A 12,638-nucleotide genomic window follows, 5' to 3' on the forward strand; every position below is an offset into this window, starting at 1 on the left:
AGCGCCGGCGCGAGCACGGGCATGGGCACGGGACGGCACGCAGGCGCGTCCACCGGCACGGGCGCGAGCACGCCCCCGTACTCCGACCCGGCCCCGGTGGCCCGCGCGACCGGTACACCCGCTCCCGCTCCCGCTCCCGCTCCCGCTCACGGTCCAGGCACCCCGGACCCCGCCCCGACGGCCGCCCGCCCCCGCGCGGGCGCGCCCCGCGCCATCGCCGGCTGGCTCTGGGCCGCGCCCCCCGTCGCCGTCCTCGCCCTGATCTTCCTCTACCCCCTCGCCCTGGTCGTCGACCAGTCCTTCCGCCCCGACTCGGGCGCCGGACCCTTCGCCGGCTACGCCGACGTGCTCGCCGCGACCTCGTTCCACCAGGCGCTGCTCACCACGGTGCTCCTCGCCGCCGGCGCCACCCTCGGCTGTCTGCTCCTCGGCTTCGTCCTCGCGCTGATCATCGCGTTCGTGCCCTTCCCCGGCGCCCGCGTCGTCGCCCGCTTCGTCGACGTGTTCCTCTCCTTCCCCTCCTTCCTCGTCACCCTCGCCCTCCTCTTCGTCTACGGCCGCGTCGGCATGGCCAACGGCCTGTGGACGGACCTCACCGGCGACGCCACCGGACCCTTCGCGTTCCTCGCGACCCCCTGGGGCGTGCTCCTCGCCGAGATCACCTACTTCACCCCCTTCGTGATGCGCCCCCTCCTCGCCTCCTTCTCCCAACTCGACCCGGCGCAACTGGAGGTCGCCGCCGGCCTCGGGGCCCGCCCGGCCCGCATCGTGCGCCGCGTGATCCTCCCCGAGGCCCTGCCCGCCCTCGCCGCCGGCGGCGCGCTCGTCCTCGTCATGTGCCTCAACGAGTTCGGGATCGTGCTCTTCACCGGCGCGAAGGACGTCACGACCCTCCCGATGCTGATCTACGGCAAGGCCATCCTCGAAGCCGACTACCCGGCCGCCTGCGTCGTCGCCGTCGTCAACATCGCCCTGTCCGTCGGCCTGTACGGCATCTACCGAACGGTGAGCAAGCGTGCTGGTGACCACTAGGGCGGGCCGCTGGGCCGTCTGGACCCTCTTCGGGGCGCTGTTCCTGCCCCTGTTCGCACTCCCGCTGCTGGTGGTGCTCGCGGCCTCCTTCGCCGGCAACTGGTCCGGCGCCCTGCCCTCCGCCCCGACCCTGGAGCACTACGCCACGGCGACCCGCGGCGAGGCCCTGGCCGCCCTCGGCACCAGCCTCGCCACCGCCCTCCTCGCCAGCCTGGCCGCCCTCGCGCTCGGCACCTGGGCCGCCCTCGCCGCCGAACGCCTGCCACGCCCGGCCCGCAGGATCCTGGACGCCGTGTTCGTGCTGCCCGTGGCCGTGCCCTCGGTGGTCGTCGGACTCGCCGTGCTCGTCGCGTTCAGCCGGCCCCCGCTGCTCCTCAACGGGACCGCGCCCATCGTGATCCTCGCCCACACGGTGCTGGTCACGGCCTTCGCCCACCAGTCCGTCGGCGCCGCCCTGCGCCGCCTCGACCCCGCCTACGCCCAGGCCGCGGCCTCGCTCGGCGCGAGCCCGGCCCGCGTGCTGTGGCGCGTGCGCCTGCCCCTGCTGCTGCCCTCGCTGGGCGCGGCGGCCGGCCTCTGCTTCGCCCTGTCCATGGGCGAACTGAGCGCCACGATGATGCTCTACCCGCCCGACTGGCTGCCGCTGCCGGTGCTCGTGTTCACCGCCACGGACCGCGGCTCGCTGTTCTCCGGCTCGGCCCTCGCCGTGATCCTCATGGCCACGACCGTGCTCGCCCTGCTCGCCGTCTCCCGCATCCGCAACCGCGCCGCCCACCGCTGACGCGGCCCGACGACGCGGACCGACGGTGCGGGCCGCTGACGCAGACCGACGAGGCGGACCGACGACGGCCGGGACCCGTTCCACCTCCGTTCCACCCCGTCCCGGCCCCGTTCCACCCTGACCCACCGCCGTTCCACCCCCGTCCCACCCCGTTCCACCCTGATCCGCCCCGTTCCAGCCCCCCACGGCCCCACCTCCTCCTGCCCACGTGCTCCTCCCGTAAGGAAGCGTCATGTCCCGCATCCCCCGTGCCGCTCTCACGCTCGTCACCGGCCTCGCCCTGGCCGGCACCCTCACCGCCTGCGGCGGCGCCGCGACCGCCGGCGGCAGCGCCGACGGCAAGTCCGGCGAGAAGGTCGTCACCGTCTACAGCGCCGACGGCCTCAAGGGCGAGAAGGGCGACGGCTGGTACGACAAGGTCTTCGCCGAGTTCACCGCCGCCACCGGCATCAAGGTCGAGTACGTCGAGGGCGGCTCCGGCGAGATGGTCCAGCGGGCCGTCCGCGAGAAGACCAACACCCAGGCCGACGTGCTCGTCACCCTCCCCCCGTTCATCCAACAGGCCGACGGCAAGGGCCTGCTGGAGGCGTACCGGCCGAAGGGCTCCGACAAGGTCGGCGCCGGTGACAAGGACGCCGACGGCAAGTGGACCTCCGTCGTGAACAACTACTTCGGGTTCGTCCACAACAAGAAGGAGCTCCCCACCCCGCCCGGCACCTGGGAGGCCCTCCTGGACGCCAAGTACAAGGGGCGCGTCCAGTACTCCACCCCGGGCGTCGCCGGCGACGGCACCGCCGTCCTCATCAAGGCCATGCACGACTTCGGCGGCAAGGAGCCGGCCCTGGAGTACCTGAAGAAGCTCCAGACCAACAACGTCGGCCCCTCCTCCTCCACCAGCAAGCTCGCCCCCAAGACCGACAAGGGCGAACTCCTCGTCGCCAACGGGGACGTGCAGATGAACTTCGCGCAGGCCAAGTCCATGCCCAACCTCGGCATCTGGTTCCCGGCCAAGGACGGCGGCAAGCCCACCACCTTCGCCCTCCCGTACGCCGCCGGCCTCGTCAAGAACGCCCCGCACGGCGACAACGGCCGCAAGCTCCTCGACTTCATGCTCGCCGAGCAGGCCCAGAAGCAGGTCAGCGAGATCGGCGGCGGCTTCCCCGCCCGCTCCGACGTCAAGCCCACCGACGCCAACGCGGTCGCCCTCGCCAAGCTCATGAACGGGGTGGAGGTGTTCACCCCGGACTGGAAGGACATCGACACCAACCTGACCGCGTACGTGGACGCGTGGAAGTCCGCGACCGGAAACTGAACCGCCCCCGTCCGGTCACCCGCCCGTCACGCCCCCCGGCGAGAGTTGGCCACGCCGCCCCCGCGCACGGCCGATCCCGTGCCCGCGCCGCCCCTCTCCCTGAACCGTCCCGGGCCCGTTCCACCCCGTACCGGCCTGTGCCGGACCCGTCCCGGATCCGTTCCACCCCGTGCCGGGCCCGTTCCACCCCGTGCCAGGTTCGTTCCACCCCGCGCCGGGCCCGTCCCGCCCGGCCCGGAACCCGGCCCGGAACCCGGCCCGGAACCCGGCCCGGAACCCGGCTCCGTGCCGCCCTCCCGCGCCCCACCGGCCGGCCACTCGGGCGCCAGGCCCGCCCGGCCGCGGCACCCGCTCGGCCCACCAAGCCGTTCCACCCGTCCCACTCGCTCCACCGGCTCAGCCCGCTCACCCGCTCATCCCGTTCAGCCGGCTCCACCCGTTCCACCCGTTCCACCCGCTCAACCCGCCACACCCCGGCGTGGGCCCGTCCGCCCCGCCCGGTGTCCTCGCGCAACCCCTACGACACTTGCTCCCGGAGGAGTACGTGCCCATCGCCCTGCCCGGCCGCGCCGTCACCCGCGCCGCCGTCGCCCTCGCCCTGACCGCCGGCACCGTCACGGTCCTGGCCCTGCCGACCTCGGCCGCCCCCGCCACGACGGCGACCGCCGAGGCCGCCAAGACCCCGAAGGTGCTCGTCCTCGGACTCGACGGCGCCGTCCTCGACCGGATCAAGGCCGCGAACGCCCCCAACCTCAAGAACCTGATGGCGCAGGGCCTGACCGCCCGTTCCAGCCTCTACGCCAACCCCATGGCCGCGACCTCCTCCGGCCCCGGCTGGTCCACGATCGCCACCGGCGTCTGGCCCGACAAGCACGGCGTCAAGGACAACGGCTTCACCGGCAAGAACTACACGGCGTACCCCGACTTCCTGACCCGGATCGAGAACGTCCGCCCCGCCCTCAACACGTACGCGGCGGCCGACTGGGAGCCCATCACCTCCACCGACCAGAACGGCCCGATCTTCTCCGCCAAGGTCGACAAGCGCCTCTCCCTCAAGGGCGACCGCGACGGCTACGGCAACGAGGACCCGAAGATCGCCGCGGCCGCCGCGACCGAGCTGCGCACCGGCAACCCCGACGCGAGCTTCGTCTACCTCGGCGAGATCGACGCCGCCGGCCACTCCTCCGGCGCCGCGAGCCAGAAGTACCTGGACACCGTCGCGCGCGTCGACACGCTCGTCGGCCAGGTCCTGACCGCCGTCAAGGACCGCCCGACCTACGCGCAGGAGGACTGGCGGATCCTCGTCACCACCGACCACGGCCACACCGACGCCGGCGGTCACGGCGGCTCCAGCGCCGCCGAACGCGGCACCTTCGTCATCGCCCAGGGCGCCGGCATCCCCGCCGGCTCGGTCCGTGACGACGTCAAGCTCGTGGACGTGGCCGCCAGCGCCCTCGCCCACGTCGGTGTGGCCCCCGGCGGCAACCCCCTCGACGGCGTCCCCCTCGACACCCCCGACGACGACGCCTTCGACACCCTGCGGCCCCAGCTCCAGACCCGCGTGGACGAGACCGGCATCCCGGCCGCCGTCAAGGGCTTCACGAAGACCCCGCCGGCCGGCTGGAGCGTCGACAACTCCAAGATGGGCACCGGCGGCGTCACCGAATGGGCCGGCTGGAGCTTCGCGACCGACGAGTTCTGGAGCCAGTCCCAGCGCGACCAGTGGCGCGAGCTGAACGTCCGCTCCCGTGACGTGTTCGCCGTCGCCGACTCCGACGAGTGGGACGACAAGACCCACACCGGCACCTTCGACTCCACCCTCACCACCCCCGCCTACACCGTCCAGGGCGGCACCACCCGCACCCTGAACCTCAACACCCACTACCGTCACGAGTCGGGCCAGGTCGCCCAGATCCTCGTCTCGTACAACGGCGGCACCCCGACCGTGCTCAAGTCCTTCACGGCCGACGTCGTCGCCGGCGGGCAGTCCGTCCCGGTCACCGTCCCCGCCGGCGCGACCCAGGCGAAGTTCTCCTTCCGCTACCAGGGCAACAACAACTGGTACTGGACCGTGGACGACGTCCGCCTGAGCTGACCCACGCCCCGCGCCGCCCGGCCCGAACGGCCCGCGAGCGCACGACGTGAACACCGAGGCCCCCGCACCCCCGAACCCCGGGGGCCGCGGGGGCCTCGGCACGTCCGAACCGGCCCGAGGCCCGTTCGCGCCGGCTCAGCCGACCCGCCGCATCAACGGCAGGTGCGCGAGGAGCAACAGCACCCCGCCCACCGGGATCAGGTCCTTGGCCACCATCGGCAGCACGGCGCTGAGCAGCACGAGCGCCGGTACCCACCACCCGACCAGCCCGCGAGCCGCGGCCCGAGCGAACACGAGCACCTGACCGACGAAGAACAGCAGCGGCCCGACGAGGTAGAACGCGGGCTTCACCCCGGGGATCGCCATGAAATCCGCGGAACGGGCGGACAGTTCGGCGTGATCGGCCGAGAGGAGCCCGAACAGGACGTCCGTCCCGAACTGCACGCCGAACGCGGCGGCACCCACCCACGCCAATCCCCGGCCCACGGCCCCGAGCCGATCGGGCCCGGTCGCCCGTCCCAGCAGCACCAGCCCCCACAGCAGGAACCCCACCCCCGCGAGGAACGCGAGATGCCCGACCGTCCACGCGGGGCCGGGGCCCCGTACCCCGTCGAGCCCGTCGACGTACCGGAGCAGCCCGTAGGCGGTGAGGAGGAGCGGGCCGAGGAGGAACGGAGTTCTTGTCGTGATCATGTCTCGATCTTGGTCCCCGGGGCGCCCCGAGCCCATCCGGGAACCCCCTCCCCGAACCCCACCCGAACCCCGAGCCCCCACCCTGACCCGTCTCAGGGTCGACCCGGAGATGCGCGGCACGACCGGACCACCGCGAGGGACGGGAGCCGACACCCGGGGGACGCCGGGCACCCAGGGCGGCGGCCCGCGCCCCCCGAGATGCCTCCGGGGCGGCTGGGGGAACGGCCCGCGACGCACGTCGAGTGCCACCCCGGACGTATCGGGGGCCGGACGGCCCCGGCGCGCCGGCCCCGCGCCGGATAGGGTTGGTGGTAGAGACCACATGCCCCGGCGGGGCCGGCCCGGCGAGACCCACGACCACCACCCCGCACGGGCGCACACGCCACCGCAGAGCGGAGAACAGTCCAGTGGCAGAGCGCAAGCCGATCGAATCCTGGCTCACGGACATGGACGGGGTCCTCATCCACGAGGGCACCCCGATCCCCGGGGCCGATGTCTTCATCAAGCGGCTGCGCGACTCCGGCAAGCCGTTCCTGGTGCTCACCAACAACTCCATCTACACCCCGCGCGACCTCCAGGCCCGCCTGCAGCGCATGGGGCTGGACGTGCCGGTCGAGAACATCTGGACCTCCGCCCTCGCCACCGCCAAGTTCCTCGACGACCAGCGCCCCGGCGGCACCGCGTACGTCATCGGCGAGGCCGGCCTGACGACCGCCCTGCACGACATCGGCTACGTGCTCACCGACCACGAGCCCGACTACGTGGTGCTCGGCGAGACCCGCACCTACTCGTTCGAGGCGATGACGAAGGCGGTCCGCCTCATCAACGCCGGTGCGCGCTTCATCTGCACCAACCCCGACGAGACCGGCCCCTCCACCGAGGGCCCCCTGCCCGCGACCGGAGCCGTGGCGGCGCTCATCACGAAGGCGACGGGCAAGAAGCCGTACTTCGCCGGCAAGCCCAACCCGCTGATGATGCGCACGGGCCTCAACGCGATCGGCGCCCACTCCGAGAGCAGCGCGATGATCGGCGACCGGATGGACACCGACGTGCTGGCCGGCCTGGAGGCGGGCATGCAGACCTTCCTCGTCCTGACCGGCCTCACGAGCGTCGAGGACACCGAGAAGTTCCCGTACCGCCCGACGAAGACGGTCAACTCGATCGCGGACCTGGTCGACCTCGTCTGACCCACACCCCTTCCCGGCGCCCGCCCCCGCGTGGGGCGGGCGCCGCGCGCAGAATCAGCCGGTCCGGCAGGCAGCGCGGGTGCGGGTGGGTTGGTGGTGTGGTGGGTGGCTGGGGTGGGTCGGGTCGTTCCCGTCAGTTCGATCGTCTTTCACCGGTGGGGCCGGCTTCAAGGGCGCTCCCTTCGGTCGCGTCGCTGCGCGATGGCGCTGCGCGCCACCCTTGACCCCGTCCCCACCGGCGCAAGCCAACCGCTCTGCCGGCACCGCCCCCAATCCGGAAAGAAACGTGCCGGGCGGGGGGCCACCTGTGCCCAAGCCCGTCCCCTGCCTGCGACCCGCCCCGTGGAAACGCACCAGGCCCGGCCGCGCCAGGGACGCCCATGCGTCAGACGGCTGGGGCACGCGGGAGCGCACCAGGCCCGGCCATGCTTGGGACGCCCACGCGCCAGACGGCTGGGGCATGTGCTGGCGCACCAGGCCCGGCCGCGCCCGGGACGCCCATGCGCCAGACGGCCACTCGACGTGGCGACACGCCGGCCAGTCCCCAACCGGGCCCGCCAGGTGCCAGACGGCTGCCCGACGTGGGGACACGCCGGGCCGACCGCAGTCGGGCCCGCAGGTGTCAGGCGGCCGGTGTTCGGGGTGCCACGATGGGCCCGCACCCGCCCGAGACCGCTGAGTGAGTGCGGCGGGTGGCGGGGCGCACGGTCGCAGTTCATGGAGCAGACCACACCAGCCGCCCCCGGGCCCGTCGCCTGCCGTGGACCAACCCCCACCCCACACGAACCGGCGAACGGCCACGGACCCAGACCCCGGCTCCCCTCCGCCGCCCCTGGGAAAAGCTTTTGACCTACCCGCCGCCGGCAGGCGGCCACCCCAGCCCCACCCAACCGAACCCCGCCCGACAGCCCGGCCCCATCCCGTCGTACGCGCCCCCACCCGCCCAAAAATCCGCGACGATGGCACCAAACCCCCGCCTAACGGTGGCGCCTCACCACCCAAGGCCCACAATGATCGAAATGCCGGACTCTCCAATCCTTGCTCAAAACACCAGCCTGCCGCGACAAACCTGCAGGTAAAAGACTCCGCTCCCCGCACATGCGGGGATGACCCCGCGGGCGTGGCCGCCCCGAGGCCCGCCGTCGCCTGCTCCCCGCGCACGCGGGGATGCCCCCCTCCGCAAGGAGTCGGGGATGGCCCCCGGCGCCACGAGCACGTGTTCAACCTGAGGGCCTGCTCCCCGCGCACGCGGGGGTGGTTCGGGCCGGTCCCGGACTCGGATGGGTCAAGGGCGCGCCGTGTGCGGATGCGGGGGGTTGGGTGGGAGGTGAGGGTGCGGGGAGGAGGTTCTTCATGCGCCCTGTCGTTCCGTTCGCCCTGGGCGCCGTCGCGACGGCGGTGCTCGTGGTCTGCCCGGCCTCGACCGTCTTCGCAGTCGCTCCCGCCGTCAAGACCGTTCCCGCCGCCGTTGCTCCCGGCGTTGCCCGTCCCGCCGCCGTCGCATCCGGCGTGGCTCCTTCCGTCGCCTTCGCTCACGGCGTGGCCGCTCCCGGTGGCGTCGTTGCCCGTGGGGTGCGTGCCGTTGGGGACGGGGCTGGCGGGCCGGCCGGGGTGGCGGTCGTGCCCGAGGGGGTGTTGCCCGGGCTCGACGCCGAGGTGAGTGCCCTGCTCGCCGGGGCCGTCGCCGCCGCCGAGCCGAAGGGGGAGGTGCGGCTCAGTCCGGCGTTCCCGCAGGCCGGGGCGCAGGTCGAGTTGCGGGTGACGGGGTGTTCGGGGCGGGGTGGGGTCGCGAGTTCGCCCGTGTTCGTCGCCGACGCCGACCTGTCCGCGCGGGACGGGGTCGGGCGGCCGTTGTTCGGTGAGGCGATGGTGGGGTCCCGGACCGCGCCGGGCCGGTACGCCGTGACGGTGGTGTGCGCCGGGAGCGGGGGGCGGTTCGCCGGGAGCTTCGAGGTGCTCGCCCCGGGGGCGAAGCCGCCGGTGCCCGTGGCGCCCGTGCCGTCCGTGTCGCCCGCCGCGCCGGTGCGGCCGCAGGGGCGGCGTCCGGCCGGGCCGGCGTCGAACCCGCCGCCCGCCGTGCCCCGGCACGCGAGTCCCGTCGCGCCCGTGCGGGCCGGTGGGGGCGGGATGGCGGCGCGTCCGGCGGATCCGGCGGATCGGATCGAGTCGGCGGCCGGCGCGGGGCGCGCGGGGCGCGCGGCCGGTTCCGCGCACGTGGCGCGGGAGCTGCCCGGCGGGGACGGGCCGGGGTTGCCGCACGCCGTGATCGGCGGGTTGTTGGCGGCGGCGGCGTGTCTGGCGTTCGCGGCGCGTTCGCCCCGGTTGCGGGCCCGGGTCGTGCGGCGGCGCTCCGGCGGCGGTCGCCGATGAGCGAACCCCGTGAGCGTTCGGCCGGCGGCCGGGTGTCGCACCTGGCCGTGTACGCGTTGCTGCTGGCCGCGCTGTGGTTGTGGGGGCGGGAGCTGACCTCCGGGTCGGTGGGGGTCGACTCCGCCGTGGCGGCCGCGCCGGAGCTGCCGGCGGCGCTCGCGCCGTTGCCCGCGTCGCCGCCGGTGCGGCTGGACCTGCCGGTACTCGGGGTGCAGGCCCCGGTGCGGGGGCGGGGTCTGGACCGGGACGGGGCGCCCGATCCGCCGCCGTTCGACCGGCCCGGCACGGTCGGTTGGTGGGACGGCGGCCCGAAGCCGGGCGGCGCGGGGCCGGCGTTGCTCGTCGGGCACGTGGACACCACCACCGAGGCGGCCGTCTTCCACGGTCTGAGCACCGTGCGGCGCGGGGATCCGATCCGGGTGGTGCGGGCCGACGGCGGGATCGCCGAGTTCACGGTGGAGGAGGTGCGGGTCTACTCCCGGGACGGCTTCGCGCCGGAGCGCGCCTACGGTCCGAGGGTCCGGGGGCGCGCCGAACTGCGGCTGCTGACCTGTGGCGGGAGCTACGACAAGGGGGCGCGCGAGTACACGGGGAACGTGGTGGTCTCGGCGTACCTGACGGGTTTCACCCGTCCGACCGCCGCCGTTCGGGACGCGACCCTGCTGCGGGCCGTCTGACGCGCGGACCTCACCGCCCGCGCCCCGGGCCCGCGTACGGAACAACGAAGAAGCCCCCCGCTTGCGCGAGGGGCTTCTTTCGTGTCGTGCGCCGCCAGGGACTCGAACCCCGGACCCGCTGATTAAGAGTCAGCTGCTCTAACCAACTGAGCTAGCGGCGCCTGCTGACAGAGAAAACTCTACCCCAGGTTTGAGGGCGCTCATGACCGTCGGCGCGTCCGGTCGGGGGGTCCACCGCCCCCACACTGTCCGATTAGCGCATGTTCGCGCCTTTTGCGATGCAAGATGTGTTCTGGCTCACCGCACGTGACGGTGGAACGAACGGCCCAGGGGAGCGGACGCAGCCACATGACCACCCAGATCCGTACCAGTACAGAGGCCCCGGACCCCGGTCCCGCCCGGCCGCCGGACCCGCCCGAGGACCCGCGCACCGCCCCGGCGGTCTTCGCCGAGTACACCCCCGCCGCCGACTGCCCCTGCCCCGGCTGCGCCCGCCGGCGGCGGACCCGGGCGGCCGGGGGCGGCGGGCGGCACGTGGGCGGGTACGCCGGACGGGCCGCACGTCGCGCCGTCGTCCTCGTGGCCACCGCCGGCGCCGTCCTCGGCACCGCGGCCACCGGCCTCGCCGCCCCCGCCCCGTCCCCCGCACCCCCGTCCCCCGGTCCGGGCACCGGCACGGGGGAGCGGTCGGGGCACGGCGCGGGGGACGGGGCGGGCACGGAATCGGGTGCGGGAACGGCATCCGGTGCCGGTGCCGGTGCGGGAGCCGGGGCCGGGCCCAGGGCCGGTGCCGGTTCGGGCGACGGGGGCTCAGGGGGCTCGGGGGGCTCAGGGGGTGCCGGGGCCGCGCGTGACGCCGTCACCGAGGTCGACGAGCCTGCGCCCGGGGCGCGCGAGGACCAGCCCGGGAGCCCGCAGAACGGCGGCCGCACCCCCCTGCACGGGCCCGGCCCCAAGCCCGGCCCCACCGGTTCCCACGGCGCCCCGTCCAGCGTCCGCCGCATCGACCGGGCCACCATCATCAAGCGCGCCAAGACGTGGATCGCCGCCCAGGTCCCGTACAGCATGGAGCGCTACTGGGAGGACGGCTACCGCCAGGACTGCTCCGGCTTCGTCTCCATGGCCTGGAACCTCGACTCCAACGAGTGGACCGGCAGCCTCGACTCCTTCGCCACCCGCATCACCAAGGACGAGCTGCTCCCCGGCGACATGCTCCTCTTCCACAACCCCGCCAACCCCAACCGGGGTTCGCACGTGACGCTGTTCGGCGGCTGGGCCGACGCGAGCCGCAGCCACTACATCGCGTACGAGCAGACCAAGCCCACCGCGCGCCGCCTGATCACCCCGTACGGGTACTGGAGCAACGCCGCCCGCTACCTGCCGTACCGGTTCACGGGCGTGGTCGGCGGCCCCGTCGCCGCCGAGCCGCCCGAGTCCGTCGAGGCCCCCGTCACCCCGCCCGCCGGCGCCGCCGCACCCGCGCCCGCCCCGGCCCCCGCCCCCGGAGCCGGCACGGCCTGGCCGGGCGCGGCGGCCTTCGGCCCCGGGGCGAACAACGCGCACGTCACACGCCTCGGCGAGATGCTCATCGCCCGGGGCGGGGCCCGCTTCTACCCGCAGGGCGCCGGCCCCCAATGGACGGACTCCGACGCCGCCGCCGTTCGCGCCTTCCAACGCGCCCAGGGGTGGACGGGCGAGGACGCGGACGGGATCCCCGGGCGGACCACCTGGCAACTCCTCGTCGAGGGCCGCGGCAAGGACATCCCGCCGGCCACCCCGGGCAACCCCGCCCCACCCGGCCGCCCGGCCGCCGCACCCGCCGCCAACACGCCCGCCCCCCAGGGCGAGGTGGGGGAGCGGACCCCGGTCTACCCCGGGGACGGCGTCTTCCGACCCGGACGGGTCGATCCGGCCATCGAGGCGCTGGGGCGCCGACTGGTGGCCAGGGGCTACGGCTCGTTCTATCCCGCCGGACCGGACGCGCGCTGGTCGGACGAGGACAGGCGGGCGGTGGCCGCGTTCCAACGCGCCCAGGGCTGGAAGGGCGCCTCTGCCGATGGTTACCCGGGCCCGCAGACCTGGCGCCGGTTGTTCGCGTGACGGAGGAAACGATGGACCCCGCTCAGACCGCATTCGCGTTCGGCACCGGCGCCCTGCGCCGGCCCCCGGGCATCCCGCCGACGGGTGCGGGGCCGGCCGTGCCGCGCACCCTCGTGTCGGTGTACGTCCGCCCGCCGGCGGCACGCGAACCCGCGCCGGTGGAACCGGCCCCGATCCCGTGGTTCGGCCCCCGCCCGACGCCCCGCCCCTCCTTCGTCCCGGCCCCGAACCCCCGCCCCCGGGGACCGCGCGAGACCGGGTCCGTACCCGGGCCGACGCCGGGGCACGCGGGGGAGGCCGCCCGGACACCCGAACCGGCCCCCGACGACACGCACCCCGCCCCGCCTCACGGACACCGGCCCCGACACACCCCGACCGCCACCCGCCCGGA

9 protein-coding genes and 1 tRNA gene are annotated in these 12,638 nt (G+C 74.7%); 8 read left to right on the top strand and 2 right to left on the bottom strand.

Features of this window, described 5'->3' with window-relative positions; genetic code table 11:
• Positions 1-21: 21 nt before the first annotated feature.
• The 4 genes from ACN20G_RS17070 (at position 22) to ACN20G_RS17085 (ending at position 5,220) form a co-directional block, all read left to right on the top strand.
• Positions 22-1,032, top strand: a complete 1,011-nt coding sequence (locus tag ACN20G_RS17070) for a 2-aminoethylphosphonate ABC transporter permease subunit (RefSeq protein ID WP_424215550.1) — start codon at positions 22-24, stop codon at positions 1,030-1,032.
• Positions 1,016-1,813 carry an ABC transporter permease gene (locus ACN20G_RS17075; RefSeq protein WP_424213649.1) on the top strand — a complete coding sequence of 266 codons (798 nt, stop codon included), beginning with the start codon at positions 1,016-1,018 and terminating at the stop codon, positions 1,811-1,813. Before ACN20G_RS17070 ends, ACN20G_RS17075 begins: the two co-directional genes overlap by 17 nt.
• Positions 1,814-2,045: 232 nt before the next feature.
• Complete coding sequence (locus ACN20G_RS17080; protein WP_424213650.1) at positions 2,046-3,125, top strand: 2-aminoethylphosphonate ABC transporter substrate-binding protein; 1,080 nt, start codon at positions 2,046-2,048, stop codon at positions 3,123-3,125.
• Positions 3,126-3,669: 544 nt separating this feature from the next.
• The gene (locus tag ACN20G_RS17085) at positions 3,670-5,220 is read left to right on the top strand and encodes an alkaline phosphatase family protein (protein WP_424213651.1); all 1,551 of its coding nucleotides are present in this window, start codon (positions 3,670-3,672) and stop codon (positions 5,218-5,220) included.
• A 135-nt stretch (positions 5,221-5,355) separates the two neighbouring features.
• Here the strand turns inward: ACN20G_RS17085 and ACN20G_RS17090 are convergent, their stop codons facing one another.
• On the bottom strand, positions 5,356-5,913 hold the full coding sequence (locus tag ACN20G_RS17090; RefSeq protein WP_424213652.1) for a hypothetical protein: 558 nt from the start codon (positions 5,911-5,913) through the stop codon (positions 5,356-5,358).
• Between the two features lie 407 nt (positions 5,914-6,320).
• Between ACN20G_RS17090 and ACN20G_RS17095 the strand changes: the two genes are divergently transcribed.
• The 3 genes from ACN20G_RS17095 (at position 6,321) to ACN20G_RS17105 (ending at position 10,147) form a co-directional block, all read left to right on the top strand.
• The gene (locus ACN20G_RS17095; RefSeq protein WP_424213653.1) at positions 6,321-7,100 is read left to right on the top strand and encodes an HAD-IIA family hydrolase; all 780 of its coding nucleotides are present in this window, start codon (positions 6,321-6,323) and stop codon (positions 7,098-7,100) included.
• 1,620 nt (positions 7,101-8,720) lie between these two features.
• Positions 8,721-9,470 carry a hypothetical protein gene (locus ACN20G_RS17100; RefSeq protein ID WP_424213654.1) on the top strand — a complete coding sequence of 250 codons (750 nt, stop codon included), beginning with the start codon at positions 8,721-8,723 and terminating at the stop codon, positions 9,468-9,470.
• Positions 9,467-10,147 (top strand): class F sortase, encoded by a 681-nt coding sequence (locus ACN20G_RS17105; RefSeq protein WP_424213655.1) that lies wholly within the window; start codon positions 9,467-9,469, stop codon positions 10,145-10,147. Before ACN20G_RS17100 ends, ACN20G_RS17105 begins: the two co-directional genes overlap by 4 nt.
• Positions 10,148-10,234: 87 nt before the next feature.
• Here ACN20G_RS17105 and ACN20G_RS17110 read toward each other — a convergent pair.
• Positions 10,235-10,308 (bottom strand) — tRNA-Lys (locus tag ACN20G_RS17110).
• 187 nt (positions 10,309-10,495) lie between these two features.
• Between ACN20G_RS17110 and ACN20G_RS17115 the strand changes: the two genes are divergently transcribed.
• Positions 10,496-12,247 carry a peptidoglycan-binding protein gene (locus ACN20G_RS17115; RefSeq protein ID WP_424213656.1) on the top strand — a complete coding sequence of 584 codons (1,752 nt, stop codon included), beginning with the start codon at positions 10,496-10,498 and terminating at the stop codon, positions 12,245-12,247.
• Positions 12,248-12,638 lie beyond the last annotated feature (391 nt).

The sequence above is a fragment of the Streptomyces dryopteridis genome (assembly GCF_049606955.1).
Taxonomy (GTDB): domain Bacteria; phylum Actinomycetota; class Actinomycetes; order Streptomycetales; family Streptomycetaceae; genus Streptomyces.

Bases quoted from the DNA above. Each gene is read 5' to 3' on its own strand.
- ACN20G_RS17090 (WP_424213652.1), bottom strand. From the start codon at position 5,913: ATGATCACGACAAGAACTCCGTTCCTCCTCGGCCCGCTCCTCCTCACC.
- ACN20G_RS17070 (WP_424215550.1), top strand. From the start codon at position 22: ATGGGCACGGGACGGCACGCAGGCGCGTCCACCGGCACGGGCGCGAGC.
- ACN20G_RS17080 (WP_424213650.1), top strand. From the start codon at position 2,046: ATGTCCCGCATCCCCCGTGCCGCTCTCACGCTCGTCACCGGCCTCGCC.
- ACN20G_RS17105 (WP_424213655.1), top strand. From the start codon at position 9,467: ATGAGCGAACCCCGTGAGCGTTCGGCCGGCGGCCGGGTGTCGCACCTG.
- ACN20G_RS17115 (WP_424213656.1), top strand. From the start codon at position 10,496: ATGACCACCCAGATCCGTACCAGTACAGAGGCCCCGGACCCCGGTCCC.